General features: G+C 63.0%; 22 protein-coding genes. 15 read left to right on the top strand and 7 right to left on the bottom strand.

All coding sequences use genetic code 11. The annotated features are described in order from the left end of the window. Positions 1-38 precede the first annotated feature (38 nt). The 6 genes from FFS45_RS02000 to FFS45_RS01975 all read left to right on the top strand — a co-directional run bounded on the left by FFS45_RS02000 (position 39) and on the right by FFS45_RS01975 (position 8,878). Positions 39-2,429 carry a GGDEF and EAL domain-containing protein gene (locus tag FFS45_RS02000; protein ID WP_249362542.1) on the top strand — a complete coding sequence of 797 codons (2,391 nt, stop codon included), beginning with the start codon at positions 39-41 and terminating at the stop codon, positions 2,427-2,429. 173 nt (positions 2,430-2,602) lie between these two features. Next, on the top strand, positions 2,603-2,848 hold the full coding sequence (locus FFS45_RS01995; protein ID WP_137952984.1) for a hypothetical protein: 246 nt from the start codon (positions 2,603-2,605) through the stop codon (positions 2,846-2,848). Positions 2,849-3,035: 187 nt separating this feature from the next. Then, on the top strand, positions 3,036-4,460 hold the full coding sequence (gene aldA, locus FFS45_RS01990; RefSeq protein ID WP_137952983.1) for an aldehyde dehydrogenase: 1,425 nt from the start codon (positions 3,036-3,038) through the stop codon (positions 4,458-4,460). 163 nt (positions 4,461-4,623) lie between these two features. Further along, a complete protein-coding gene (locus tag FFS45_RS01985) occupies positions 4,624-5,943 on the top strand; it encodes an MFS transporter (RefSeq protein ID WP_137952982.1) in 1,320 nt (439 codons plus the stop codon). Beyond that, on the top strand, positions 5,944-7,161 hold the full coding sequence (locus tag FFS45_RS01980; protein ID WP_137952981.1) for a mandelate racemase/muconate lactonizing enzyme family protein: 1,218 nt from the start codon (positions 5,944-5,946) through the stop codon (positions 7,159-7,161). A 55-nt stretch (positions 7,162-7,216) separates the two neighbouring features. Beyond that, positions 7,217-8,878 (top strand): GMC family oxidoreductase N-terminal domain-containing protein, encoded by a 1,662-nt coding sequence (locus FFS45_RS01975; protein WP_137952980.1) that lies wholly within the window; start codon positions 7,217-7,219, stop codon positions 8,876-8,878. A 24-nt stretch (positions 8,879-8,902) separates the two neighbouring features. On the opposite strand, the gene FFS45_RS01970 is transcribed toward FFS45_RS01975, so the two are convergent. Beyond that, complete coding sequence (locus FFS45_RS01970; protein ID WP_137952979.1) at positions 8,903-9,493, bottom strand: YigZ family protein; 591 nt, start codon at positions 9,491-9,493, stop codon at positions 8,903-8,905. A gap of 408 nt (positions 9,494-9,901) precedes the next feature. Here FFS45_RS01970 and FFS45_RS01965 point away from each other — a divergent pair, with 408 nt between their 5' ends. The 6 genes from FFS45_RS01965 (at position 9,902) to FFS45_RS01940 (ending at position 16,961) form a co-directional block, all read left to right on the top strand. Beyond that, positions 9,902-10,597: a GntR family transcriptional regulator gene (locus FFS45_RS01965; RefSeq protein ID WP_137952978.1), complete on the top strand. Its 696-nt coding sequence runs from the start codon at positions 9,902-9,904 to the stop codon at positions 10,595-10,597. A gap of 196 nt (positions 10,598-10,793) precedes the next feature. Further along, positions 10,794-11,678 carry a dihydrodipicolinate synthase family protein gene (locus tag FFS45_RS01960; RefSeq protein WP_137952977.1) on the top strand — a complete coding sequence of 295 codons (885 nt, stop codon included), beginning with the start codon at positions 10,794-10,796 and terminating at the stop codon, positions 11,676-11,678. Positions 11,679-11,751: 73 nt separating this feature from the next. Next, entirely contained in the window at positions 11,752-13,176 is a 1,425-nt protein-coding gene (locus FFS45_RS01955; RefSeq protein WP_171029539.1) for an FAD-binding oxidoreductase, read from the top strand. 70 nt (positions 13,177-13,246) lie between these two features. Further along, the gene (locus FFS45_RS01950) at positions 13,247-14,608 is read left to right on the top strand and encodes an MFS transporter (RefSeq protein ID WP_137952976.1); all 1,362 of its coding nucleotides are present in this window, start codon (positions 13,247-13,249) and stop codon (positions 14,606-14,608) included. A gap of 18 nt (positions 14,609-14,626) precedes the next feature. Then, positions 14,627-15,955, top strand: a complete 1,329-nt coding sequence (locus FFS45_RS01945) for an MFS transporter (protein WP_137952975.1) — start codon at positions 14,627-14,629, stop codon at positions 15,953-15,955. Between the two features lie 58 nt (positions 15,956-16,013). Continuing rightward, positions 16,014-16,961: a dihydrodipicolinate synthase family protein gene (locus FFS45_RS01940; protein ID WP_137952974.1), complete on the top strand. Its 948-nt coding sequence runs from the start codon at positions 16,014-16,016 to the stop codon at positions 16,959-16,961. Between the two features lie 62 nt (positions 16,962-17,023). Here the strand turns inward: FFS45_RS01940 and FFS45_RS01935 are convergent, their stop codons facing one another. The 5 genes from FFS45_RS01935 to FFS45_RS01915 form a co-directional block, all read right to left on the bottom strand. Further along, positions 17,024-17,848, bottom strand: coding sequence for a putative hydro-lyase (locus FFS45_RS01935; protein WP_137952973.1), 825 nt, complete (start codon positions 17,846-17,848; stop codon positions 17,024-17,026). 69 nt (positions 17,849-17,917) lie between these two features. Next, the gene (locus tag FFS45_RS01930) at positions 17,918-19,240 is read right to left on the bottom strand and encodes an MFS transporter (protein WP_137952972.1); all 1,323 of its coding nucleotides are present in this window, start codon (positions 19,238-19,240) and stop codon (positions 17,918-17,920) included. Between the two features lie 190 nt (positions 19,241-19,430). Then, positions 19,431-20,405, bottom strand: coding sequence for a biotin-dependent carboxyltransferase family protein (locus FFS45_RS01925; protein WP_137952971.1), 975 nt, complete (start codon positions 20,403-20,405; stop codon positions 19,431-19,433). Continuing rightward, on the bottom strand, positions 20,402-21,175 hold the full coding sequence (pxpB, locus tag FFS45_RS01920) for a 5-oxoprolinase subunit PxpB (RefSeq protein WP_249362541.1): 774 nt from the start codon (positions 21,173-21,175) through the stop codon (positions 20,402-20,404). The genes FFS45_RS01925 and pxpB overlap by 4 nt, the downstream gene beginning before the upstream one ends. A gap of 69 nt (positions 21,176-21,244) precedes the next feature. Next, the gene (locus FFS45_RS01915; RefSeq protein WP_137952970.1) at positions 21,245-21,679 is read right to left on the bottom strand and encodes a VOC family protein; all 435 of its coding nucleotides are present in this window, start codon (positions 21,677-21,679) and stop codon (positions 21,245-21,247) included. Between the two features lie 117 nt (positions 21,680-21,796). On the opposite strand from FFS45_RS01915, the gene FFS45_RS01910 reads away from it, so the two are divergent. After that, positions 21,797-22,669 carry a LysR family transcriptional regulator gene (locus FFS45_RS01910; protein WP_137952969.1) on the top strand — a complete coding sequence of 291 codons (873 nt, stop codon included), beginning with the start codon at positions 21,797-21,799 and terminating at the stop codon, positions 22,667-22,669. Between the two features lie 10 nt (positions 22,670-22,679). Here FFS45_RS01910 and FFS45_RS01905 read toward each other — a convergent pair whose 3' ends face one another. Beyond that, positions 22,680-23,405 (bottom strand): CerR family C-terminal domain-containing protein, encoded by a 726-nt coding sequence (locus FFS45_RS01905; RefSeq protein ID WP_137952968.1) that lies wholly within the window; start codon positions 23,403-23,405, stop codon positions 22,680-22,682. A gap of 105 nt (positions 23,406-23,510) precedes the next feature. On the opposite strand from FFS45_RS01905, the gene FFS45_RS01900 reads away from it, so the two are divergent. Together FFS45_RS01900 and FFS45_RS01895 are read left to right on the top strand one after the other, a co-directional pair. Next, entirely contained in the window at positions 23,511-24,635 is a 1,125-nt protein-coding gene (locus tag FFS45_RS01900; RefSeq protein ID WP_137952967.1) for an HlyD family secretion protein, read from the top strand. Positions 24,636-24,681: 46 nt separating this feature from the next. Continuing rightward, on the top strand, positions 24,682-26,256 hold the full coding sequence (locus tag FFS45_RS01895; protein ID WP_137953104.1) for an MDR family MFS transporter: 1,575 nt from the start codon (positions 24,682-24,684) through the stop codon (positions 26,254-26,256). Positions 26,257-26,259 lie beyond the last annotated feature (3 nt).

Genomic DNA, 26,259 nt, shown 5'->3' with positions numbered 1-26,259 from the left:
ACGCATGGCTCCCGTCTCGTAACCGACCAGGCATCAAATTGAAACCGTCGTGCGCCCCCAGTTCGCCCAGCCAGTATGATGCGCACAACTTCGCAATCGACAGCGATAGCTTAGCGCCTCAGAACCAGCTCTTTCTGTCGTACTTCTTCGCGTGGTACCGGCGTCATCAGAGCGTCGATGTCCGTTACGCCGGTGTGGCGACGGCAGCGGGCTTCGGCACGGTCGCGCTGTGCCTGCTGATACCGCAGTGGTTGGGTCTGACCGGTTGCACGCCGTCACACGCGGTGATGACGGCCGCCGTCATCGCAGGAGCCTTGCTGGCAACGTTGCTCTATTGCTCGCTCGTTACCGAGCGCGCGAAGCAGGCCGCGGCGACGTCGCTCGCCGGCGCGTTGCTGGACGCCAACCGGGAATGGGTGAGCCTGATTGGACTCGACGGCCGCCTGCTGCGCATGTCCGAGTATGGCGCATGCCTGATCGACGCCGACTCGCCTGCGCAGCTCACCGGTGCGCAATGGCTCTCGTTCTGGAACGACGCCGATTGCGCGCCGGCTGCAACGGCGTTTGCAGGAGCACTGGCGGGACATCGCACCTCATTTCGCGGGCTTTCGCGTACGGCGACCGGACAGCCGAAATGGTGGGATAGCCGGCTCACGCCGGTCAAGAACAATGCGGGACGCGTGGTTGCAGTCGTGGGCGCCGCGCTCGACGTGACGAACCAGACCGATCTTTTGGCGCAGTTGCAGGCCAAGAACGAACTTGTATCGGAGATGGAAGCGCATACGCCGGTGGTGTTCTACACGTATAGCGCCGATTTCAAGTCGTTCCACTATGTCAGCGCGGGTAGCTCGAAGGTGTTCGGCATCGAACCTCACGAACTGCAGCTCAATCCAACCGCCTGGATGGACTTGGTGTTCGAAGAGGATCTGCCGTTGCTGCGCGCCGAAATGCATCGGATCGTGAGCCAGTCGGTCGAAGGGCGGGCTGAGTACCGCATTCGCAAGACCGATGGTTCGATCCGCTGGTTGCGCAGCACCGGCTACCCGGTGCTCGCGAGCGACGGCACCGTGCTGCGCATCATCGGCACAGCCGAAGACATTACCGGCGAGCAGGAGCGCATCGCCACGCTCGACAAGCTGGCCTTCACGGATTCGCTGACCGGCCTCGCGAACCGGGCGGCGCTGTTTCGCGAGATGGAGGAGCGTTGTGCGGTGCGTGCGCCATTCGGTCTGATGTTCGTGGACCTCGATCGCTTCAAGGTGTTGAACGATACGCTCGGGCACGTCGCGGCGGATCGCCTGCTAAAGGGTATCGGCGCTGTCATCAAGGCGGCGCTGCCGCCGGACGCCTATGTTGCCCGGCTCGGCGGCGATGAGTTCGCAGTCCTGATCGGCAGCATCGCAGATAAAGCAGGACTCGAATCGCTGGCGCAGGCGCTGCTGACCGAACTCTCGCGCAGTGGCCGCAACGACAGCGCGGGCACATTCGTGACCGCGTCGATCGGCATATCGCTGTATCCGGAGCATGGTGTGCATCACGAGGCGCTGCTCACGAGTGCGGATGTCGCGATGTACGCCGCCAAGAAGGCGGGTCGCAATTGCTTCATGTTCGCCGGCAAGGAGGCTGCGGAAACCATCGACGATTTCGCACTGGAACGCGACGTTCCAGAAGCGCTGGCCTCCAATCAGTTCCTGCTGCACTACCAGACGATTCACGAGCCGCGTACATTGTCGGTGCACAGCACCGAAGCGCTGATTCGCTGGAAACACCCGCGCCGCGGTCTGATTCCGCCTGGCGTGTTTGTGCCGATTCTGGAAGAGACCGGCTTTATCGCCGAGATCGGCTCATGGGTGCTCGATCACGCGCTGGGTCAGCTCGCGCATTGGCGGCGTCTGGGCGCCGGCAATCTCGGCATGTCCGTGAACGTCTCGGCCCGCCAGCTTCGCGGTGACGCAATCGTCTGGGAGGTCGACCGTGCGCTAAAGAAATTCGGCGTTCCACCCGCGCTGCTTGAAATCGAGTTGACCGAAACGGCATTGATGGAAAATCCGGACCGCGCGCAAAAGGTGATTGCGGCGCTGAAGTCACTCGGCGTGCGCATTGCCATTGACGATTTCGGCACCGGGCATTCCACGCTCAAGTATCTCGCAGACTTCGCACCCGACACGCTCAAGATCGACCGCTCGTTTACATCGAAGCTGGTAAGCGACCCGGCTACCCAGAGCATCGTGGAAGGTATTGTCGGTCTGTCGCGCAAGCTGGGTATCAAGGTCGTCGCGGAAGGCGTCGAAGAACAGCAGCAACTGGATATTCTGCGCGGCGTGAAATGCGACTTCGTACAAGGCTTTTTCTTGTGCCGCCCGCAAGCGCCGGCTTATCTCGAGCGCGCGTTGGATCTGCACGTTGGTGAAGCCGCTTTAAGCATTTAACACTGGCCGCACAATGCGACGCACGACCTGCGTCGCCTTCCACAGTACAAGAGCCGTAACCTCGCGTTACCAATCTCGCACAGACGTTTCACCTGTAAATGAGAACCGTCCATAAACTCCCGTCACTGCCTCTATCGCTGAGCGTGCTTAGCTTTACCTTGCGGGAGAGACCAATGCAACGAATACGTAATCCGCTAGTCACCGCCCAACTGGACGGCACGCAGCTATGCGCCGACTACTGCGGGCAAACCGGCCGGCTACGGATTCTCCAGGCCAACACCGTGCTAAGGGAGTGGTTTCCGCCGAATTCGTGGATCGCCATTGCCTCGGTGGCCGGGGCCCGCAACTGGGGCACACGTCCCGATTCGGCCGAACTGCGGGCCCTGCTGGAAAGCCAGGCATCCTTACTGCGCCTTTGAGCGCACATCCCTCCCCACTTTCTCCGCCAAACATGAGTTTTTAGAATGTTTGGTTCCCAAATTAGTCGCTTGTCCACCCTCGTCACGCGGAGAAGAATCCTGCCCATGCGCCGGTGGCATGGAGTCCATAGCCGCCGGTAATGCGTTTCTCGCTGCGTTTTTCGCACTACGCCACCAGGTAAGGACTATGCGACTCGATCGGAATTTTGTTAACGGCCAGTTCATCGAACCCGCAACCGACGAACTCATTTCCGTCTACAACCCCGCAACCGGGGCCTTGATTGCCCAGGTTGCGGGTGCTTCAAAGGACGAAGCGATTGCCGCGGTCAACGCCGCTGCGGCGGCACAGAAAGGCTGGCGTAAGTTGCCCGCTGCCGAGCGTGCGGTCTTTCTGCACAAGCTGGCCGATGCCTTGACCGAATGCGCACCGGCTATTGGCGCCGCGCTGGCGCTGGAGTCGGGCAAGAGCGTAGCCGATGCGGCCAGCGAAGCCATCTACGCCGGCCAGATCACCCGCTATCACGCGGAATGGGCGCGCCGTATCGAAGGCGAAGTCATTCCGAGCGACACCCCTGACGAGAACCTGGTCCTGCATCGCGAGCCGATCGGTGTCGTTGCGTGCCTGATTCCGTTCAACTATCCGGTCTACACGTTCATGCGCAAGATCGCGCCTGCGCTGATCTCCGGTAACACGGTGGTGGTGCGGCCGAGCAACAACACGCCGACCTCGGCGTTTGAAATTGCCCGGGCAGTCGAACGCGCCGGTCTGCCGGCAGGGGTCGTCAACATTCTCGCCATGAGCCATGCGACGGCTGAAGAAGTCTGCACGCATCCGGCCGTGGGCATGATTACGCTGACGGGCAGCGTCAGCGCCGGCCGCAAGGTGCTCGAATACTGCAAGGCGAATATCGCCAAGCCCTCGCTCGAACTGGGCGGCAAGACGCCGGCGATCATCGAACCGGATGCCGATCTCGAGAAGGCCGCGCGCGAACTGGTCGCCTCCAAGACCACGCATTGCGGCCAGTTGTGTACGGCAATCGAACGCGTATATGTGCATGAGAGCGTGCATGAGCGTTTCGTCGCGCTGCTCAAGTCGCACATGAGCGCTGTGAAGTTCGGCGACCGCGCCAGCAATCCCGCGCTGATGGGGCCGCTCGTGAACGAAGCTTCGCGCCAGTCGATTCACGCGATGGTCGAGCGTGCGCTTGATGCGGGCGCGACGCTGGAGACGGGCGGCGTACTCCCCGGCGGCGAAGGCTTCTTCTATCCGGCCACGTTGTTGACGAACTGCCGCCAGGACATGGAGATCATCCAGGAAGAAACCTTCGGCCCGATCATGCCGGTGGTCAAGTACAGCACGCTCGACGAGGCGCTCGAGATGGCCAACGATCACCAGTTCGGATTGTCCTCGGTCCTCTATACCGAGAACTATCGCACGGCCATGAAGATCGCCAACAGCATCGAAGCAGGCGAACTGTATGTGAACCGCACGCCGGCCGATCCCTACCAGGGCTTCCACGCAGGCTGGAAACGCTCGGGCCTCGGCGGCGACGACGGCAAGCACGGCATGCTCGAATTCACGCAGACGCGTCTCGTGGTGATGAAGTACTGAGTCGCCGCTCAACCCAATCCGGCGTGCCGCTCATGGCGGCGCGCCTTTTCTGAACCTGCAGACACGCGCAAGCGCACTGCAACCATAACAAAGATATCGGAGACTCGGCAGAGCCGGCGCAGCCACGCGCTGCTGGCCTTGTGTGTCTCCCAGGAGCACCTCAGTGTCATCTCAATCTGTTCAGTCCAACGCCTCGCTGGCCGTTTCTCACGAGGCCGCCTTGCGCGAAACCAAAGCGCAGCGCTATATCCAGTTGCTGCTGCTGGTAATCGCCGCCGGCGCGATCTACCCGATTCTGTATCTGCGGCAGGTGTATCAGCCGACCATGCTGGAAGTGTTCCATATCACGGACAGCCAGCTCGGTTACCTGTATTCGTCGCTGGGGACCATCTTCCTGCTGAGCTATCTGCCGAGCGGCTGGCTCGCTGACCGCATCGCACCGCGTCTGCTCATCTGCTTCTCGCTGATTGCAACCGGCCTGCTGGGCCTGTGGTATTCAACTGCGCCGTCGTTCCATATGCTGATGGTCATCTTCGGCGGCTGGGGCCTCTCGACCGGCCTGACCTTCTGGGCCGCGGTGATCAAGCGTGTGTCGATGATCGCCGGTCCCGATGAGCAGGGCCGGTTCTTCGGCTTTCTCGACGGCGGCCGTGGCCTGATCGAGGCGATGCTGGCAACCGTGGCCATTACGTTGTTTGCCTGGGTCACGCAGACGCGCGGCGAACCGGTCGCGGCGGGTTTCAGGCTGGTGGTCTATATGTACGCGTTCCTGTGCATTGCGCTCGGTCTGCTGCTCGCGCTCGTGAAGGATCCGCAGGGTAGCAAGGACGCCGCCGCAAGCGCCGTCTCGCGCAAACGCAGCAATGTGCTCGTCGATCTGAAAACGCTCGCCGCGATTCCGGAGTTGTGGCTGGTGGCCGCGATTGTGTTCTGCGGTTATCAGGTGTTTTGGGCAACCTACAGCTTTTCCGCCTATCTGCATGAAGGCGCGATTGGCCTCTCCGTGGTGATGGCCGGCACGATTACCACGCTCAAGCTGTGGATGCGGCCTATTGGGGGCATTGGCGGCGGCTTTCTCGGCGACCGCTTCTCGAAGATTTCGGTGCTGGTGATTGCGCTGTTCCTGGCGGCTCTCTCGCTGCTGGGATTGATCGCAGCGCCGGGGATCGGCAGCCACCTGGCGCTGGTGTTCCTCGTGTTGTTCATCGGCATTCTGACTTACGCGATTCGCGGCCTGTACTGGTCGTTGCTCGACCGCTGCAACGTGCCGGTCGAAACGATGGGGCTAGCGATCGGCCTGATCTCGGTACTGGGCTATTCGCCGGACGTCTTTCTGCCGCTCATCAACGGCTATCTGACGCAGACTTACCCCGGTGTCTTTGGTTATCAACTCTACTTCGGCTATGTGGCCGCAGTGGCCGCGCTGGGTGGCTGTGCCGCACTCGCGCTTAGAAACATGCTTAACAGGAAAGAAGGTGCGTAAATGAAAGTCGTCTCGCTCGAAACGCATATTGTCGCCGTACCGCCGCCGCATCTGGGCGGCATGTACTGGATCTTCGTCAAGCTGAAGACGGCTTGCGGGATTGAAGGCGTCGGGGAAATCTATTCGGCGACGTTCCACCCGAACGCGATGACCCACATCATCGACGACGTGTTTAGCCGCTATCTGCTCGACAAGGATCCGCACCATGTCGAACGGCTATGGCGCGAAGCGTATTCGAGCGGGTTTACGCAACGCCCCGACCTGACGATGATGGGCGTGGTCAGCGGTCTGGAAATGGCATGCTGGGACATTATCGGCAAGGCTGCCGGCAAGCCGGTCTACGAACTGCTGGGCGGCATGGTCAATGAACGGCTTCGTTCGTACACCTACCTGTACCCGAAGAATAGCCGCGGCGAGTACGACTACGACGATCCTGATCTTGCCGCAGAGTGCGCAGCAGAGAACGTCAAGCGTGGCTTTACCGCGGTCAAGTTCGATCCGGCCGGACCGTATACCGCGTACTCCGGGCATCAACTGTCTCTGGAAGTGCTCGACCGCTGCGAAACGTTCTGCCGCAAGGTGCGTGAAGCGGTGGGCAGCAAGGCCGATCTGCTGTTCGGCACGCACGGCCAGATGGTGCCGTCGTCGGCCATCCGGCTCGCCAGGCGCCTCGAGAAATACGACCCGCTGTGGTTCGAAGAGCCGGTGCCGCCTGGGCAGGAAGGTGCGATGGCGCAAGTGGCGCAGCACACCAGCATTCCGATTGCAGCCGGCGAGCGCCTGACCACCAAGTACGAATTCTTCAAGCTGCTGGAAGCGGGCGCAGCCTCGATTCTGCAACTGAATGTGGCGCGCGTTGGCGGTCTGCTCGAGGCAAAGAAAGTGGCAAGCATTGCCGAGGTGTATTACGCGCAAATCGCGCCGCACCTGTACAACGGCCCGATCGGCGCTGCGGCAAGCATCCAGTTGGCGGCATGCACGCCGAACTTCCTGATTCAGGAAAGCATCGGCACGTGGGGCGGTTTCCATGCGGAAGTGCTCAAGACGCCGATCCGCTGGGAAGACGGCTACATCATTCCGTCGCAGGAACCCGGTCTGGGCGTCGAGCTGAACATGGACGTCGTACGCCGGCACTCGCCCTATACGGGTGAACGCCTGCATCTGCAGATGGCCTCGAAACCTGTTGACGTCAAGGATCTCGCCCCGGCCAAGGGTTGAGCTAGAGACTTACTTTCGCATTCACTGAAGCGGACGCCGTCAGGCGAGATACACCATGAATTACGACTATATTATTGTCGGCGCGGGCTCTGCGGGCTGCATCCTCGCCAATCGCCTGACGGCCTCGGGCCAGTATTCCGTGCTGCTGCTCGAAGCAGGCGGCAAGGACAGCTCGTTCTGGTTCAAGATTCCAGTGGGTTTCACCAAGACTTACTACAACGAAACCTATAACTGGATGTATTACAGCGAGCCGGAAAAGGAACTCGAGAACCGGCCTATCTATTGCCCGCGTGGCAAGGTCCAGGGCGGCTCGGGCTCGATTAACGCAATGATCTTCGTGCGCGGCCAACCGCATGACTTCGACGACTGGGCGGCGGCCGGCAACAAGGGCTGGTCGTTTAAAGACGTGCTGCCGTATTTCCGCAAGCTGGAATCGCATCCGCTTGGCAATACCGAATATCACGGCGCCGACGGCCCGATCCGCATTTCGCCGATGAAGGATGCCGTGCATCCGATTTGTCACGTGTTCCTGAAGGGCTGCGACCAGGCAGGCTACAAGCGCAGCGACGACTTCAACGGCGCGCAGTTCGAAGGCTCGGGCATTTACGACGTGAACACGCGCAACGGGCAACGCTCGTCGAGCAGCTTCGAGTATCTGCATCCGGTGCTCGATCGCAAGAATCTGAGGGTCGAGCGCGACGTGCTGGTGAGTCAGGTGCTGTTCGACAACGCGAAGCGTGCGACCGGCGTAGTGGTCAAGCAGAACGGCAGCACGCGCACGTTCACGGCGAAGCGCGAAGTGATCCTCGCGGCGGGCGCTGTGGATACGCCGAAGCTGTTGCAACTGTCCGGTGTTGGCGACAAGGCGCTGCTTGCGCAGCATCGCATTCCGCTGGTGCATGAATTGCCGGCGGTGGGGCAGAATCTGCAGGACCACCTGTGCGTGAGCTTCTACTACCGCGCCAATGTGAAGACATTGAACGACGAAATGCGGCCGTTGCTCGGCAAGCTCAAGCTGGGCCTGCAGTATCTGTTGACGCGCAAGGGACCGCTTGCGATGAGCGTCAACCAGTCGGGCGGTTTCTTCAAGGGCAACGACCAGCAGGCGCAACCTAACCTGCAGCTTTACTTCAACCCGCTGTCATACCGCATTCCGAAGAGCAACAAGGCGAGTCTCGAGCCGGAACCGTATTCGGGCTTTCTGCTGGCCTTCAATCCGTGCCGGCCGACGAGCCGCGGTTCGATCGAGATTGCGTCGAACCGGGTGGAGGATGCCGCGAAGATCCGCATTAACGCGCTGACGACAGACAAGGACATCGACGAGGTGATCCAGGGCTGCGAACTGGTGCGTAAGGTGATGGCGGCGCCCGCGTTGCAGGGCATTACCGTCGAGGAGATTTCGCCGGGACCGCAGGTGAATACCCGCGAAGGCTTCCTGCAGTATTTCCGCGAGCAATCGGGCTCGATCTATCACCTGTGCGGATCATGTGCGATGGGGGCCGATGTGCAGACCTCGGTGGTCGACGAGCGCTTGCGCGTGCATGGCATCGGCGGCTTGCGGGTGGTGGATGCGTCGATCTTCCCGAATATCACGTCCGGCAACATCAATGCGCCGACCATGATGGTGGCGGAGAAGGGCGCCGAGATGATCCTCGAGGATGCGTTGGCGCAGGAGGCGGTCGTGGGTGGTCAGGTGGAGCTGGCGGCGACGCATTGAGGTTTGAGGGGAGGCATGGCCTCCTCAGCTTTCCTCATCAAATACCGCTCGCCCTTGCGTCATATCTCTTAGCGCGTCACGCGCCGCGTCCACCGCCGTAACGGGCATGCTGATGGTCAGCCTCACGGCCATCTGATACCCGCTATCGGCGAGTGCATAGCCTTCCTGTTCGATCCAGCGGCGCACGCGCGCCTCGTCCGGATAGCCGATCTCCACGGTCAGCAGTGCCTGGGCAATCCGTTCGATGCGCGGCGCGTCCTGCAGCACGCGCGCGATCGCATCCGTATAGGCGCGCACAAGCCCGCCCGCGCCGAGCTTCACACCGCCGTAGTAACGCACCACAGCCGCCAGCACGCCGTCCAGGTCATGGTGACGCAGCACTTCGAGGATCGGCCGGCCAGCGGTGCCGGACGGCTCGCCGTCATCCGACATGCCGGACTGGCCGCCCGCCAGCAGGGCCCAGCAGACGTGCGTCGCCGTCGGGTTTTCTGCACGCAGGCGGCGTAATTCCGCCATCGCCGCGTCGCGGTCCGCGACGGGGATCGCGTGGGCAATAAAGCGGCTTTTGCGGATTTCGAGTTCCGCGGTGCATGCTGTCGAAATCGTGTGACTCACGTCGATATTTCAGAAAATTCGTTAAACTTCATCGCGCTAACTGCGGACTGGCCTAAGCTGAGGCCTCATCTCATGAGGTGGCGGTTGCCTGCCGCGATCGTCGCATCAACGTCCATGGGTGACCCTCTCGGGCGCACGATTGTGACGGAATTGACAACGGTGCTTTGTCGAGTCGGGTAATGACAGTGGCCAGCGTGCCACGCATAATCTCACACATGGCGAATCTAGCTCCCGGCTGGGGCGAAACTGGACTCCTCATCCAGACGATTCGTCATACTTTCCCAGCTTTTCCAAACCGTTCGCCGGGGCAGCAAGACCTGTCTCGTCCGGGCCGGCCGCGCACAAGTACGTGCTAACATGTCGCCGTGCAACCAACACGTACCTACCAATACGTACGCGAGACCGGCTATGAATACATTGGCACCGGCGAAAAACGAGTCGGACGAAAGCCAGGGAAAATCTCTCCGCCTCGTCGCCTATGAAAATTTCACGCAGCAAATCCTGAACGCCAATATCCGGCCTGGGCAATTCGTGTCGCAGCGCGAACTGATGGCTCTGACCGATATGCCGCTTGGCGCGATTCGTGAAATGGTGCCGCGCCTCGAAGCCGAGGGGCTGATCAAGACGGTGCCGAACCGCGGCCTGCAGGTCTGCCATGTCGATCTGCGGCTGATTCGCAACGCCTTCCAGCTGCGCCTTCTGCTCGAACGTGAGGCCGTGGCGAATTTCACCCGCAGCGCGTCCGACGCCGACCTCGAGAAGATCGAACGGGCGCACCGGGATATCGTGCGCCGGGCCCTGGCAAAAAAAATCGACGACCGTCTTCTCAACGACGCGCAAACAGTCGACTGGGGGCTGCACGACATGATGATCGATGCGATGGGCAACGAGATCGTGTCGAACATCTACCGGGTCAACAGCTTGCGCATCCGCCTGATCCGCCTTGAACACGTGGTCCTCAAGCCCGAAGTGGTGCTGCCGACGATGTACGAGCACCTCGAACTGATCGCGGCCTTCAAGGAGCGCGATGTGGAAAAAGCGGTGAATCTGCTCAATACGCACATTGAGAACGCGCGGCAGCGTTCGATGGGCAACTTCGGCTAACCGGGCGCGGGCCGGGCCGTCCGCGACGGCCACAGCGCGTCTCTCGCATTTCGTGAAAATTCTTCTTTGACGCCTCACTGATTTCTAACTAACATGTCAGTTGGAAGTCGGTGCGTCATTGGGTGGTGCCGGGGCGAATTCGAACGCAGAGGGCGGAGGTGGCGCCGCCAGCGCGTCAGACTGTAGGAGACGGGTTATGCCTTTCGACGGAGAGGGCGTGTTGGCCGCGGTGACGACGCCGCTCGACGCAGCAAACCGCGTGGATTTGCCGCTGCTGGCGCAGCATTGCGCCGAACTCCTGCGGCGCGGCCTGCACGGCATTACGCTGTTCGGCACGACCGGTGAAGGGCCGTCGTTCACATTGGCAGAACGGAGCACGACCCTCGACGAGCTGCTCGCGCGGGGCATCGAAAGCAGCGAACTGGTGGTCGGCACGGGTGCGGCCGCACTGGCCGACGCAGTCTTCCTGACGCGGCATGCGCTTGCACAGGGCTGTCGCCGCGTGTTGTTGCTACCGCCGTTCTATTTCAAGGGTGTCAGCAGCGCCGGCGTGGCCGAAGCGATCGGACAGGTGATCGATGGCGCTGGCGATCCGGGTCTGCGCGTCATCCTGTACCACATTCCCCAGGTGTCCGGAGTCGGCTTCGACGACGCAGCCATTACGACACTGCGCCAGCGTTACGGCAAGGTAATCGACGGCATCAAGGACAGCACCGGGAGCCTCGACCACTCGCTCGCGCTGATTCGCAACCATCCCGGCCTCAAAGTCTATGTGGGTGCTGAAGACACGATCGGACGGGCGCGGGCGGCCGGCGGAGCCGGATCGATCTGCGGGCTTGCGAATATCGCGCCGGAGCAGGTCCGCGCGTCCTACGACGGCGAACGGGACCAGGACTCCGGTGTGATAACGGAACTGCTACGGGCGGTCGAGGGCCGGCCCTTCGTGCCGCTTCTCAAGGCATGGCTGGCCGCTCGCGAGGGCAATGACGGCTGGCGCCGGGTACGGGCGCCGCTCGTGGCCATGGGCGCAGATGCAGCAGCAGGATTGCCGCGCGCGCTTCTATCCGGCGCGGTGGCGTGAATGCCGTGGGCTGGTCTGGATGTGAACCGGCCCCCCGCTTGCGCCCACGCTCTGAAGACAAGGAGGAGACACCATGGATCATGAGATCTGCCTGCCCGAGCGGTCCGACGGTACGGCCGGGATGCTGTTCGCCGCGTTGCGCGAGGCGCTAGGCAACGCGGCCGTGCTGACGGGCGAGGATATTCCCGCGCGCAACCAGCAGGACTGGAGCACGCTGGCGCCGCAGCCGCCGCTCGCCGTTGTGCGTCCCGCGGACACGCAGGGCGTGGCCGCCGCGATGCGCATCTGCGCGCAGTACCGAGTGCCGGTGGTGCCGCAGGGCGGGTTGACCGGCCTGTGTGGCGGCGCCCGGCCCATCGAGGGGGCCGTGGCGCTGTCGCTCGAGCGCATGGTCGGGGTCGAGGAGATCGACCCGGCTTCGGCCACCATGACGGTCAAGGCGGGCACGCCGCTGCAGAGCGTGCAGCAGGCAGCGGACGAGGCCGGTTTTTTCGTGCCACTCGATCTCGGTGCGCGCGGCTCATGCGCGATCGGCGGCAATCTGTCGACCAACGCAGGCGGCAATCGCGTGATCCGTTACGGCATGGCGCGCGAAATGGTGCTGGGGCTCGAAGTCGTGCTCCCCGACGGCAGCGTGGTTACGAACCTCAACAAGATGCTGAAGAACAATGCGGGCTATGACCTCAAGCATCTGTTCATCGGTAGCGAAGGCACGCTCGGCATTATCACGCGCGTTGTGCTGCGCCTGTCTGCCAAGCCTGGCTGCACGATGGCGGCCCTCTGTGCGCTCGAAAGCTACGACAAGCTGGTCGCATTGCTGAACGCGGCGCGCCGGGGCCTCGGACCGCTCTTGTCCGCCTTCGAGGTGATGTGGCCGGATTACTGGCACACCGTTACGCAACGCGTGCCCGGCGTAAGCAATCCGCTACCTGGCGAGCACGCGTGCTATGTGCTGATCGAAGCCCAGGGGATGGAGGAAGCATTTGACGCCCCGCGTTTCGAAGCCTGGTTGACGCGCCAGATGGAAGAAGGTGTGCTCGCCGATGCGGCGCTTGCCCAGTCGCTCGCAGACGTTCAGGCGTTCTGGGGTGTGCGCGATGCCTGTGCCGAATTTCCCCAGGTACTCGGACCGCACGAGCCGTTCGACATTGGCTTGCCGGTCGCGGTGATGGATCAATACGTGAGCGCCTGCCGCGCGGCATTGCGTGCACGTTTCGCCGACGCGGTCGCGCTCTTCTATGGGCACATAGGCGACGGCAACCTGCACATTGTGGCCTGCGTGCCGGGCGCCGTACCGCAACCGAAAGAGGACATTACCGCCATTGTGTACGGTCTTGTGCAGCAATTCGGTGGAACTGTCTCGGCCGAACACGGTATCGGCCTCACCAAGAAAAAGTGGCTGCCGTACTCACGCAGCGAACCTGAACTCGCCCTGATGCGCCGCCTGAAAGCCGCGCTGGACCCGCAGAACCTGCTCAATCCGGGCAAGGTGGTCTGAAACCGCCGCCAACGCATACCGGCACGAGACCGGACGCCGTATCCCGCCAAGGGAACTACAAGGAGACGAGATGGAGACGAACCTGCACCCCGGCGCCGGGGACGAAGAGGCGTTGCTGGAACGCGCGATCAGGCGTGCGAAGTGGCGGCTCGTGCCGTTTCTGATCCTGATGTATATGCTGGCTTATCTGGACCGCGCGAACATCGGTTTTGCGCAGCAGGCCTATCAGGCATCGACCGGCGTGAGCAACGCCGCATTTGCGTTTGGCGCCGGGATTTTCTTTATCGCCTACGCAATCTTCGAAGTCCCAAGCAACCTGATGATGCATCGCGTCGGCGCGCGCGTCTGGCTCGCTCGCATCATGGTCACATGGGGGCTGATTTCGGCGGCCATGGCGTATGCAAGGAGCGATTCGCTGTTCTCCTTCATTCGCTTCTTTCTCGGGGCGGCGGAGGCGGGACTGTTCCCCGGCGCGGTCCTCTACATGACGTACTGGTTTCCGGCCCGCGCGCGCGGACAGATCATGGGCATCTTCTACTTTGGCTCGCCGCTCGCGCTAATGGTGGGCGGCCCGCTGTCGGGCATGCTGCTCGAGCTTGACGGTCTGTTCGGCCTGCACGGCTGGCAATTGATGTTTCTGGTCGAGGGGTTGCTGGCGTCGCTGGTGGGCGTATGGGGGTATTTTTACCTGTGCGATCGTCCAGAAGACGCGAAATGGATGCCACGTGCTGAAGCGCAAGCGCTTGCTCGCGCACTCGCCGCCGAGGAGCGGCAGAAACAGCAGACCGGCAGAATGACTTTTCGGGCCGCACTGGCCGATCCGAAGCTGTTTCATTTCGCGCTCCTCTACTTTTCGATTCAGATTGCGGGCTACGGGGTGGCCTTTTATCTGCCGACCCAGGTGAGCGCGCTGCTGCATGTCAAGGTGGGCCTGCACGTGGGTTTGATCTCAGCCATTCCGTGGGCCTGCGCCATTGTGGCGGGCGCGTTTTATCCGGGGTTCGCAGTGCGCACCGGATACCGGCGCGGCTTTGCCGTGCTCTCGGCGCTGTCGATTGCAGGCGGTCTTGCCGTCTCGGCCAACACGGGCCCCGCCGCAGCGATCGCGGCGCTCTGTTTCGTGACCATGGGCATCATGACTGTCCAGCCGATCTTCTGGACCTTCCCAGCGGCTTATCTGGGCGGCACGGCAGCGGCGGGGGGCTTCGCCGTGATTAACGCGATCGGCAATCTCGGTGGCTTCTTTGCGCCGACTGTGCGCAACGCGGTCGAGACGTCGTTTCACTCGGTTGCCGCGGGGCTCTATGTGTTGGCGGCGAGCGGCGTGGTGGCGGCGCTTCTGATTGCGATGCTGCGCCCCGCGCAGACGGAGCGCCGCCCGACGGACCGCCATGCGGCCGATTCAACCGAGCCGCTGCGCGCGAAGATCTGAAGCAGGGAGACAACCAGCATGAGTGATATCCCGGCAAGCCAGACCACCCCACCGCGAATCCGTCGCGCCCAGACGGTGGCGCTTGCGCTCCTGATGGTCAGCGGTATCGTCAACTACCTGGACCGCGGCACGCTCGCGGTCGCCAATCCCCTGATTCGCGCCGATATGGGGCTTTCGCTCGGCGAGATGGGATTGCTGCTGTCGGCGTTCTCGTGGAGCTACGCACTGTGCCAACTGCCGGTAGGCGGCCTGGTGGATCGCATTGGACCGCGCCGCCTGCTAGGTGCAGGCCTGATCATCTGGTCGCTGGCGCAAGCGGCCGGTGGAATGGCGTCGAGCTTCGGCTATTTCATCGTCGCGCGTATCGTGCTCGGCATCGGCGAAGCGCCGCAGTTTCCTTCGGCCGCCAGGGTGGTGAGCAACTGGTTTCCGCTGCGCTCGCGCGGCACACCTACCGGCATCTTCAATGCAGCCTCGCCGCTGGGGACTGCGTTGGCGCCACTGTGCCTGTCGATTCTCGTCGTGTCGTTCCACTGGCGCTGGGCTTTCATTGCGACGGGCGCGCTGGGTCTCATGGTGGCGCTCGTGTGGTTTGTCCTCTATCGCGATCCGGACAAGTCGCAGATGAGCGAGGCGGAGCGCCGTTATCTCGACGAGGACGAGGCTATGCAGTCCGCCGGCCAGCCGTCCCGCAAGCTCACGTTCGCCGAGTGGCGCAAGCTGTTTTCGTATGGGACGACGTGGGGCATGCTGATCGGCTTCTTCGGCTCGGTGTATCTCAACTGGGTCTACCTGACCTGGCTGCCGGGCTATCTGAGCATCGAGCGGCACATGAGCCTGATGCGTACCGGCTTTGCGGCATCCGTGCCGTTCCTGTGCGGTTTCGTGGGCTCGCTGCTGGCGGGTTGGTTCTCCGATCTGATCACGCGGCGCAGCCGTGCGCCGGTGGCAAGCCGTCGCAACGCAGTGGTCGTCGCGATGCTCGGCATGGTGGCCTTCACGATTCCGGCTGCGCTCGTGGAGAGCAACACCATCGCGCTCGCTTGCATATCGGTCGTGATCTTCCTGAGCAACGCCGCGTCCGCCTGTTCGTGGGCGCTGGCGACAGCGGCGGCGCCGCCTGGCCGGATCGCCTCGCTCGGCGCGATCCAGAACTTCGGCGGCTTCCTTGGCGGTGCGCTGGCGCCGGTCATGACCGGCTATATCGCCCAGGCGTCGTCGTTCGTCCCGGCGCTGCTGACTGCGGCAGGCATCGCGTTCGTCGGAGCGATGGCCTATCTGCTGCTGGTGCGCAAGCCGATTCCCGAACATGAGCCCGCCATGGCAACGGCGCATATGCCCGCCTGATGGGCAAGGCCATAAGACCCGCATAGCAACGGGAAGCGAATCTTTTGAGGAGAGGTTGATGGGTAATACTTCGAAGCCCACGGGTGTTATCGAGGGCATTGTTCCGGTGATGCTGACACCGTTCGACAACAGCGGCGCAATCGACTATGCCGGGCTCGAACGCCTGATCGAGTGGTATCTGCAATATGGCGCAGATGCGTTGTTCGCCGTCGCGCAGTCGAGTGAAATGCAGTTTCTGAGTCTCGCCGAGCGGGCCGCGCTTGCACGCTTCGTGGTCGACAAGGTGGCCGGCAGAGTGCCGGTGGTCGCATCCGGTCATATCAGCGACGATCCCGATGCACAGGCCGAGGAACTGACGGCCGCCGCCGCATCGGGGGCGCAAGGCGTTGTACTGGTCACGAACCGGCTCGATCCGAAGCGCGAGGGCACGGATACCTTCCTCGCCAACCTGCGACGACTGCTCGAGCGTTTGCCGTCCGAGGTTCCCCTCGGGCTTTACGAGTGTCCCGCGCCGTATCGACGTCTGCTCTCCGATGATGAGCTGAAAGCCTGTATCGACACCGGCCGTTTTGTGATGCTCAAGGACGTGAGTTGCGATCTGCGCACCGTGAAGCGGCGCGTTGCGTTGGCCGAAGGTTCGCCGCTAAAGATACTGAATGCGAACGCCGCAATCGCATGGGATGCAATGAAGGCCGGCTCGGCGGGTTTCAACGGCGTCTTCACCAACTTCCACCCCGATCTGTACCAGTGGCTGCGCAGCGAGAGCGCACGGAATCCGGCGCTGGCCGACGAGTTGTCGACTTTCCTGGTTGTGACAGCGGTGTCTGAAGCGCTGGGTTACCCGGCGCTCGCGAAGATGTACCACCAGCGTATCGGTACGTTCGGCTCGATCCGCTGCCGCGTGATCGACTACGACGTGCGCGAACGCTTCTGGGCGCTCGATGCAGTGCTGGACAAAATCGTTGCCGGGACGGAGCACTTCCGCGCGCGGATTGCCGTGCTTTAAGTCACAAGCGCGCGAGCCGGATCGCCCTGGCGCCGGCTTGGCGCGCCTCGTGCAAGCTCAGCCTAGATAAGCACCAGCTCTTCCACCGGTACATCGCAGATCAGCATATGGCCCGGCGAGTGCGTAATGCAAATGGGCGGCCGTGCCTCCATGGCCGCGGCTTGTGGCGTCACGCCGCAGCCCCAGAACACGGGTAGTTCGCCCTCGAGGATGTCCGTCGGCTCACCCTCGTCCGGAATGGCGATGTCGCGAATGCCGATCGCGCCAGGATCGCCCATATGGACGGGGGCGCCATGTGCGCCCGGCAAACGTGCGCAGACCTCGTAGGCGATGGCCGCCTCCTCGGCCGTGTAAGGTCGCATCGAGACTATCATCGGGCCACGAAACCGTCCAACCGGTTGCGTCTGGATGGAGGTGCGATACATGGGGACGATCTTGCCCTCGTCGACGTGGCGTACGCGCAGGCCGGCCGACTCGAGCGCGTGCTCGAACGATAGCGAGCAGCCGAGCACGAAGCCGACAAAGTCCTCTTGCCAGATCGCCGAGATGTCATCGAGTTCCTGCACCAGCACGCCATCGCGCCATATCCGATAGCGCGGCAGGTCCGTGCGTAAGTCCACGTCGTCACCTAGCATCGGAACCAGACTCTTGCCGAGCTCCGTCATGCCGATCAGCGGGCAGGGCGTGGGATTGGCGCGGCAATACCCTGCGAAGTCCTCTGCCCATGCCTGAGGCAAGATGACCAGGTTGCCTTGCGCGTAACCCGGCGCCATGCCGCTGGTGTTGCCGTTGAAGCCGGCGCGGATACGCTCGCGGGCGCCACGAGGGCTGAGCGCCCATGCGCCCGGCGGCGAGCTCTCAGACGGCGTGCGAGTAAGGTGCTTCATGGAACAGACTCCCGATGCGATTGCTTTGAAGCCGGTGGATGACGGGTCGGCCGGCGCTCCTCCGCTTCATTATTGCAATGACGAAGCGGAGGTTTCGCGGGTTTTCGTCAGCGCAAGGAGCCCGATGAGGGCAGCGCCTACCAGCAGGAAAGCGGGACTCAGCAGGTTGCCGGTTGTGCCGATCAGCGCGGTGGCGATATAGGGTGTGACGCCGCCGCCCAGGATCGTGCCGAAGTTGAAGCTGAAGGCCATGCCGGTATGGCGTACACGGGTGGGAAACTGTTCTGCGTAGGTTGGGTATCCTACCGATTGTACGATGGGCATGGGCAGCGCGACGATGAACATCGCGAGGAAGGCCAGGCCCACATTCTGGTGGTTCATCAGCATCATCATGGGAAAGACCAGCACGATGTACGCAGCAAAACCGACGGCCAGCACCTTGCGGCGGCCAATGCGGTCGGACAGTCCGCCCCAGAGCGGCATCAGCGTTGCCATTGTGAGGCTGACCGCCGACATGAGCCAGTACACGCTCGTCTTGTCGTACTTCAGGTAGGTGATCATGTAGATATTCATGAAGACGAAGCCCACCCAGTAGCCGGCATTCTGTCCGAAGGAGATCAGAAAGACTTTGAGCATCGCGCCGCGGTGGTGCGTGAAGATTTCTTTGAGCGGCGCCTTGGGCGGCTCACCGTTCTCGAGGCTTTTCCTGAACGCGGCGGATTCTTCGATGCGCTTGCGCACGTAAGCCGAAACCAGCACCAGCGGGAGCGCCATCAGAAACGGGATGCGCCAGCCCCAGTCGTGCAGTTGCGCGGCACTCATCAAACCGGTGGTCAAGCCGCATACGGCCGCGGCGAGCGCGCCGCCGATTGCCACGCCCACCGGCGTAGCCGCGCCGTAGAAACCGCGCCGGCCGCGCGGCGCGCATTCCGCGACGTAAGCCGCTGAGCCGGTCACTTCAGCACCGGCAAAAAAGCCCTGCGCGAGACGAACCAGCAGCAGTGCGATCGGCGCGAGCCCTCCTGCGAGAGATGCGGTAGGCAGCAGCCCAACCACCCCGGTGGCGATACCCATGCCGATCACCGTCACAAGCAGTATGCTGCGGCGCCCCAGTTTGTCGCCGAGGCGGCCCAGCACGATACCGCCGACCGGGCGCATCAGAAAAGCGCTGCCGAAGATCGCCAGCACCGAGAGCAGGGCCGCCGTGGCGTTGCCGGCGGGAAAGAAGAGCGGGCCGATCAGGGAGGCCATATAGCCATAGACGCCGAACTCGTAGTACTCGATGGCCGTTCCGGCGGCTGCGGCAATCGCTGCCTTGCGCGCGGCCTGCCGTGCCGTCGATGTTGAAGGCGTCGTGTCTACATCGAAGTTTGCAGTTGAGGCGTTCGACATGATCGGTTCCAGGGTGGATGGCGCGTGCCGTGCAAGGGATTAATGTTTGGGTGTTGCGATAATTCAGTTGTATTAAGTAATATGAAAACGTATTGCCTGAAATTCTGTCTGCGCAGTCCGGCTAGACCGCGCGGTGGCGCCCGGCAGGGCTACGTCATCCGGCCCCGGCTCACGAGGGCACAGGCGTGCGTCAGTTCGATGCCTGGCAAAGCTGCTCGAGGGCCGCGAAGCTTCGTTCCTGAGAGATCGCCAGTCGCTGGGCCGTGCCTAGATCGACGACTTGCAGGCGGATGGTTTCACCAGGCATCGTTTGCGCGAGGCGCGGCAGATCGACTGCGCAAACATGGCCAATCTTCGGATAGCCGCCGGTCGTTTGCCGGTCCGCCATCAGAATGATCGGCTGACCGTCGGCCGGCACCTGAATCGAACCAAAGCCGACCGCTTCCGATATCACTTCGCGCGGCGCCGTCAGTTCGAGCTTCTCGCCCTCGAGGCGATAGCCCATTCGGTCGGACTGTGGCGAGATGCGATACGGCGTGCCGTTCAGCGCCTCGCGGGCGCGCGCTGAAAAGCACGACCACTCGCGGCCGGGAATGACGCGGATGGGCGCGTCCGGTGCTGACACGACGTCGTCGTCGAACGCCGTGCTCAGGCTTCTTGCTGCCTGCGAGAGCTTCGCCAGCTTGCTGGAGCGTGCCGCCGGACCGATCGCAAGCAGATCGCCCTTTTTCAACGGACGTCCCGCATGGCCGCCATAGCCGCCGCGGGTGTAGGTACTCGCGCTTCTCATCACCGGCTCGCAGGCAAAGCCGCCGCGCACGGCAAGATAGGCGCGCATTCCGAGAGAGCGCTTGCCGAACGAAAGCTCGCCTCCCTGAGCCACGGCAACCATCTGGCCGATTGCAAGAGGCTGCCCATTCAACTGGGCGCCGAGGTCGGCGCCGCTGATTGCAATCACCGCTTCCTCGTGAAACCTGAGCGCCGGTCCCATCAAGGTGATCTCAAGCGTCGCGCTCGACGGCAGGTTGCCGACGAGCGCATTGGCGAGGCGATGAGCGCGCTCGTCCATCACGCCGTTCACGGGAATGCCAAGATGCTGATAGCCCGTGCGGCCGAGATCCTGAAACGTGCTCAAGGCACCGGGTTTGACGACTTCGATGCTCATGGCGACACTCCCGCGTTGTGACTCAGCGTGTCGAACTGCTGCGCCGTGATCGGCACAAAGCGGACCTGGTCCCCCGCGTTGACGAGACACGGGGCCTCGCGCGCCGCGTCGAAGATGGCGAGCGGCGTGCGCCCGATCAGATTCCAGCCGCCCGGCAACGTCAGCGGGTAAATGACCGTCTGCCGGTTGGCAAGGCCGATCGAACCCGGGGCGACGGCGGTGCGCGGCGTCGCGCGCCGCGGCGGATTCAGCCTGGTGTCGAGCATGCCGAGGTAGGGATGTCCCGGCGCAAAACCGAGCATCATCACGTCCACGAGGCTCGCGCTGTGAAGTTCGACGACTTCCGCTACGGAGAGGCCGCAGGTCTGTGCAACTTCGCTCAGATCCGGCCCATGTTCGCCGCCGTAGCAAACCGGAATCTCGACCACGCGCGGCGCTGCGCTGCCGGTCTCGCTGACCGTTTTCAACAGACGGTTCAGCGCAGCCACGATCGCGTCATAAGGCGCGTGACTGTCTTTGTCCGCTGGAACCTTATGGGGTGCATAGTGAATGCCGACAGTGGTCATGGCCGGCACAATATCGCTGACATACGGCAGGTTTTCGGCCGCCACCCGCGCCGCGAAATCGCGCGCCCGGCGATTGGCTGCGGCGCGGTCCCTGTCTTGCAGTTCAATGATCAGCAGGCGTTCGCCGGACGCATGGATGGTCCATCCGGGTGCATCGGGTTCGATGGCTTCTGCGGCGTCATTGACGGATATCGCGGCGCTCACGCTTGTACTCCTTCAGCCGCCCGCGAAGGGCGGCGCACGGATAAACGGATCTGGGACCCAGGGCTCTGCTTACTTGGCGAATAACGACTCGATGTTCGCGAACGCCTTCATCTCGAGCGCGTTACCCGACGGATCGAGGAAGAACATGGTGGCTTGCTCGCCCACTTCGCCCTTGAAGCGGATGTGAGGTTCGATGATGAACTGCATGCCGGCGGTGGTGAGCGTTTTCGCGGCGGCATGCCATTGGTCCATGGAGAGCACCACGCCGAAATGACGGACCGGGACCGCGTCGCCGTCCACCGCGCTCGTCTTGCGGTGGCCGATTTCGTCCGGCGCAAGATGGGCCACGATCTGGTGTCCGTAGAAATTGAAATCGACCCAGTCCTCCGCGCTGCGGCCTTCAGGACAACCGAGAAGGTCGCCGTAAAACTCACGCGCAGCCGCGATGCTGTGAACCGGAAAGGCAAGGTGAAAGGGGGGCAGGGCAGTGGTCGTGTCGGTCATGCTGTGATCCTCAGAGGGTTCAAAGTCGCGTCATGCAAACCAGTCTAGGGATGGCAAAAATAATCGAATAGCGATATATTTTTGCCCTCAGAAACAAAAAAATCGATCAATCCCATCATGATGCGCGAGCTCAAAACCTTCCTGGCGGTCGTGCGTTACGGCACGTTTGCGAGCGCCGGTTCGCACATCGGCTTGACGCAGTCGGCGGTGAGCGCGCAAATCCAGCGTCTGGAGGAGGACCTCGGCTATCCGCTGTTCGATCGAACCGGCCGCTCGGCGACACTCAACGCAGCGGGCAAACACACCGTCGACGTAGCCGAAGAACTGCTCTCGGTCTATGCGCGCCTTGCCGACCGGGGCGGCGCGGCGGAGCAATCGGGCTTGCTGCGTGTAGGGTCGATCGCCTCGGCGCAAGCCTCGTTTCTGGTCAGCGCCATTCAACGGTTTCGCCAGGATGCGCCGGGTTGGCGCATTCGCGTCATCCCGGGCGTGTCGCTCAATCTGCTGGCCCAGGTGGATTCGGGCGAGACGGATATGGCGGTGATCATCAAACCGCCGTTCGCGCTGCCCGCCGAGCTGAAGTGGCGCACGCTGATGTCGGAGCCTTTCGTGTTGCTCGTGCGGCGCGAGCTGGCTGAGCGCCCGTGGCGCTCGTTGCTCAAATCGGAACCCTTCATCCGCTACGACCGCAATTCATTTGGCGGCCGCCTCGTGGACCGCTTTCTCCGCAGAATCCGCGTGACGGTTCACGATGTGGTCGAGCTCGACGAATTGCAAGGCATTGTCGGGCTGGTGGCGCAAGGCGTCGGTGTGGCCATCGTGCCGCAGGCGGCGGGGCTGTTTATGCCGAAGACGGTGGCCGCCCTCTCGCTTGGCGAGCCCGACTTCGTACGCGAAGTTGGGCTCGTCGAGCGGAACAGCCGCAATCAGCAGACGGCGGCGGCCGATTTTGCAGAGTGTATTGACGCCGTGACGAACGCACGGCGGTGAGGGGGCTGCTTCAGGCGGCGGTGCCGGTTCTCTTGCGTCTCATTTCAGCCATGCTTTGCAGCAGCGTGACCGTCTGTTCTTTCACAATGCCCATCAGTTTTGCCAGCCGGGCGGCATTGAAGCCGTCCCACCCTAACACTCGCAACGACTTGCGGCCGTGCAGGTGAAACGCGGCGATCGGCCCGTTCAGGGTGAGCGTGCGTATCAGCGTTTCTTCGTCGTCCGCAGGACGTCCGAGCAAGCGGCCCACAATTGCCGCATTGAGGTTGGTCATACGGAAACTGATTCTCTGTTCGATCATCTCGAAGCCCGCTGACGGCCCGAGACCGGCTTGCTCGCGCGCTATGAAGAGGCGCCAGTCTTCCGATTCGGTCGAGGTGAACAGGAACTCGCCAACACAGGCCTGGATGGCGCAAAACGCTTCGATGAGTGCGCAGTCGTCGGCGTTGCTTGCGAGCACCGCCTCTGCAGCCTCGACCGGCGCCGAGACCACTGACCACACCCGCTTCACGATGTGCTCCACGCACGCGAGGTAAACCCCTTCCTTGTTGTCGAAGTAATACCCGATGGCTGGCGCGTTGACGCCCGCGCGCTCGGCGATGTCGCGCGTCGAGGCGCCGTCGAAGCCGCGTTCGCCGAACAGGGCGAGCGCCGCCGCAACGATGCGCGCGCGGGTTTCTTCGCCGCGCTGGTAGCCGCCGTCGACGGCGTGGCGATGCCTCGGGGAAGGGGACATCCGGTTGATCCTTCAAAGTTTTTGTAAGCGAGTCACAAATATATCAATTGACAGAAATATTCCAACTGGAATAATTATATCAACTGGAAAAAATTTGGAGTCGTCATGTCGGCCACCCTTCCCGTCAATGAAGCCAAAGGCGCGGCCCCGGCTCGCCGTCCCGGCGCGCGCCGGCTGCTGATGGCAGCCGGGCTGCTGGCCTTGCTCGCCGCGGCCGCATGGGGTGTGCGCTGGTGGATGGTGGGGCGCTTCATCCAGAGCACGGACGACGCCTACCTGCAAGCCGATAGTATGACGGTTGCGCCGAAGATCTCGGGCTACATTGCTGAGGTGCTGGTGGGCGACAACCAGACGGTTGCCGTCGGACAACCACTGGTGCGGCTCGACAGCCGCCAGTACGAGGCTGCGCTGGAACAGGCCAACGCCACCGTGGCCGCGCGTGAGGCCGATATCGTGCGCGGCGAGGCCGAGCTGGCGCAGCAGCAGGCGAGCATCGGCGAGGCGCGCGCCCAGCTCGACGGCGCGGTTTCCAACGAGGCCCATGCGGCGGCCCAGGTCAAGCGCTACGAGCCGCTTGCCGTGACCGGGGCCGAGACCGAGGAACGGGTCGCCGACTTGCGCAACACAGCGCGCCAGGCGAGTGCGACGCGCGCTGCGGACGCCGCGGCACTGCAGGTCGCCGAACGCCAGGTTGCAAACCTGCAGGCGCAGATCGTCCAGTCCCGCGCCCAGCTCGAAGCGGCGCTTGCCAGCGCGCGCCAGTCGCAGCTCGACGCTCAGGACACGGTGTTGCGCAGCACCATCGCCGGGCGCGTCGGCGACCGCACGGTGCGCGTCGGCCAATATGTGCAGCCGGGCACGCGTCTGATGACTATCGTGCCGGTGCAGGACGTGTATCTCACGGCGAATTTCAAGGAAACGCAGATCGGCCTGATGCGTGTCGGACAACCGGCGACCATCCGTGTCGACGCTCTCTCGGGTGAGGATCTGCACGGCACGGTGGACAGCTTTTCACCGGGCACCGGCTCGCAGTTCGCGCTGCTGCCGGCGCAGAACGCTACCGGCAACTTCACGAAGATCGTGCAGCGCGTGCCGGTGAAAATCCGCATCACGGCCGGCCCGGAAACGCGCAAGGTGTTGCTGCCGGGCTTGTCGGTCAACGTGGATGTGGATACGCGCAGCGCTCGCGACACCGCGGAGCGCATCGAACGGGAAAACGGGCGTGGCTAACTCGAGCACTGCGTCCGGCACTTCATCCGGCACGCCGCCGAACGACATGGCCGGCACGCCGGCCCAGGCCGCGCATCCCGCCAACGCCAGCGCATCCGACTGGATTGCCGTGGCCGCCGGGGCGCTGGGCGCGCTGATGGCGACGCTCGACATCTCCATCACGAACTCGGCCTTGCCGCAGATCCAGGGGCAAATCGGCGCGACAGGCACCGAAGGCACGTGGATTTCGACCGGCTACCTGATGTCCGAGATCGTGATGATCCCGCTTGCCGCATGGCTCACACGCGTGTTCGGGCTGCGCAATTTCCTGCTTGGCAACGCGACGCTATTTACGATGTTCTCCATCATGTGTGGCCTGTCGCACAGCCTGCCGCAGATGATCGCGGGGCGCATCGGCCAGGGCTTTGTGGGCGGCGCGATGATTCCGACTGCACAGACCATTGTGGCAACGCGCCTGCCGCGCCATCAGATGCCGATCGGCATGACCATGTTCGGCCTGATCGTGCTGCTTGGGCCGCTGCTCGGCCCGGTGGTGGGCGGCTGGCTCGCGGAGAATATCGACTGGAGCTGGTGCTTCTTCCTCAACATACCGGTGGGCGTGGCGCTGGTGACCCTGCTGTTCGTCGGACTGAACAAGGGGCGCACCGACTGGGCGCAGTTCATCAAGGCCGACTGGCTCGGCATTGTCGGGCTGGCCGCGGGTCTCAGTTCGCTGACTGTGGTGCTCGAAGAGGGGCAGCGCGAGCGCTGGTTCGAATCGTCGATGATCGTCTGGTTGAGCATCGTCTCGGTGTTGGGCATCAGCCTGCTGCTGATCGCCCAGGTTGTGGCGAAAGCGCCTATCGTGCGCCTGAGGCTGCTGAAGAACACACGCTACGCGAGTGTGATCTTTATCGTCTTCACGGTCGGCGCGGGGCTGTATTGCGTGTCGTATCTGCTGCCGCAATTCCTGAGCGGCATCTCGGGCTACAACGCCGAGCAATCCGGCGCGGTGATGCTGGTGTCCGGCGTGCCCGCGTTCCTGCTGATGCCGGTGCTGCCGCGCCTGATGGGCCGCGTGGATACGCGCCTGATGGTGATCGCCGGGTTGTGCTGCTTCGCCGCGAGCTGCATGCTCGACATCTCGCTCACCGCGCAAAGCGTCGGCCATGACTTCACGTGGTCGCAACTGCTGCGCGGCGTGGGCCAGGTGCTGGCGATGATGCCGCTCAATCAGGCGTCGATGGCGGCCGTTCCGCGCGAGGAAGCGGGCGACGCCGCCGGCCTTTACAACATGGCGCGCAACCTGGGCGGCTCGGTTGGCCTCGCGCTGCTAGGCACCTTCATCGACCGGCGCAATACTTTCCACGAAGACGTGATCCGCGATTCATTGAGCGCGAACTCACTGATTGGACAGGACCACATGACGAGCAGCGCTGCGAGCTTTTTCGCGCAAGGCGGCGATATGGCCTACGCCAAGCTGCAGGCGATTGCCCAGTTGACCGCGCAGATGCAGCAGCAGGCGGCGGTCATCACCTATTCCGAAACTTTCTACGTGCTCGGCGTCGCACTGCTGCTTTGCATTCCGCTCGCGTTCTTCCTGAAGAAGCCGACTGCCGGTACGCCGTCGGCGGGACACTAAATA

The organism is Burkholderia sp. 4M9327F10 (genome assembly GCF_005503145.1).
Classification (GTDB): domain Bacteria; phylum Pseudomonadota; class Gammaproteobacteria; order Burkholderiales; family Burkholderiaceae; genus Paraburkholderia.
Note: the sequence above shows the minus strand (reverse complement) of the source record. Positions and strands in the feature narration are given on the sequence as shown.

Excerpts from the sequence above, each read along its gene's own strand:
- FFS45_RS01980 (WP_137952981.1), top strand. The coding sequence starts at position 5,944 with ATGAAAGTCGTCTCGCTCGAAACGCATATTGTCGCCGTACCGCCGCCG.
- FFS45_RS01925 (WP_137952971.1), bottom strand. The coding sequence starts at position 20,405 with ATGAGCATCGAAGTCGTCAAACCCGGTGCCTTGAGCACGTTTCAGGAT.
- FFS45_RS01995 (WP_137952984.1), top strand. The coding sequence starts at position 2,603 with ATGCAACGAATACGTAATCCGCTAGTCACCGCCCAACTGGACGGCACG.
- FFS45_RS01945 (WP_137952975.1), top strand. The coding sequence starts at position 14,627 with ATGAGTGATATCCCGGCAAGCCAGACCACCCCACCGCGAATCCGTCGC.
- FFS45_RS01915 (WP_137952970.1), bottom strand. The coding sequence starts at position 21,679 with ATGACCGACACGACCACTGCCCTGCCCCCCTTTCACCTTGCCTTTCCG.
- FFS45_RS01940 (WP_137952974.1), top strand. The coding sequence starts at position 16,014 with ATGGGTAATACTTCGAAGCCCACGGGTGTTATCGAGGGCATTGTTCCG.
- FFS45_RS01975 (WP_137952980.1), top strand. The coding sequence starts at position 7,217 with ATGAATTACGACTATATTATTGTCGGCGCGGGCTCTGCGGGCTGCATC.
- FFS45_RS01930 (WP_137952972.1), bottom strand. The coding sequence starts at position 19,240 with ATGTCGAACGCCTCAACTGCAAACTTCGATGTAGACACGACGCCTTCA.
- FFS45_RS01935 (WP_137952973.1), bottom strand. The coding sequence starts at position 17,848 with ATGAAGCACCTTACTCGCACGCCGTCTGAGAGCTCGCCGCCGGGCGCA.
- FFS45_RS01955 (WP_171029539.1), top strand. The coding sequence starts at position 11,752 with ATGGATCATGAGATCTGCCTGCCCGAGCGGTCCGACGGTACGGCCGGG.
- FFS45_RS01910 (WP_137952969.1), top strand. The coding sequence starts at position 21,797 with ATGATGCGCGAGCTCAAAACCTTCCTGGCGGTCGTGCGTTACGGCACG.
- aldA (WP_137952983.1), top strand. The coding sequence starts at position 3,036 with ATGCGACTCGATCGGAATTTTGTTAACGGCCAGTTCATCGAACCCGCA.
- FFS45_RS01895 (WP_137953104.1), top strand. The coding sequence starts at position 24,682 with ATGGCCGGCACGCCGGCCCAGGCCGCGCATCCCGCCAACGCCAGCGCA.
- FFS45_RS01960 (WP_137952977.1), top strand. The coding sequence starts at position 10,794 with ATGCCTTTCGACGGAGAGGGCGTGTTGGCCGCGGTGACGACGCCGCTC.
- FFS45_RS01905 (WP_137952968.1), bottom strand. The coding sequence starts at position 23,405 with ATGTCCCCTTCCCCGAGGCATCGCCACGCCGTCGACGGCGGCTACCAG.
- FFS45_RS01965 (WP_137952978.1), top strand. The coding sequence starts at position 9,902 with ATGAATACATTGGCACCGGCGAAAAACGAGTCGGACGAAAGCCAGGGA.
- FFS45_RS01900 (WP_137952967.1), top strand. The coding sequence starts at position 23,511 with ATGTCGGCCACCCTTCCCGTCAATGAAGCCAAAGGCGCGGCCCCGGCT.
- FFS45_RS01950 (WP_137952976.1), top strand. The coding sequence starts at position 13,247 with ATGGAGACGAACCTGCACCCCGGCGCCGGGGACGAAGAGGCGTTGCTG.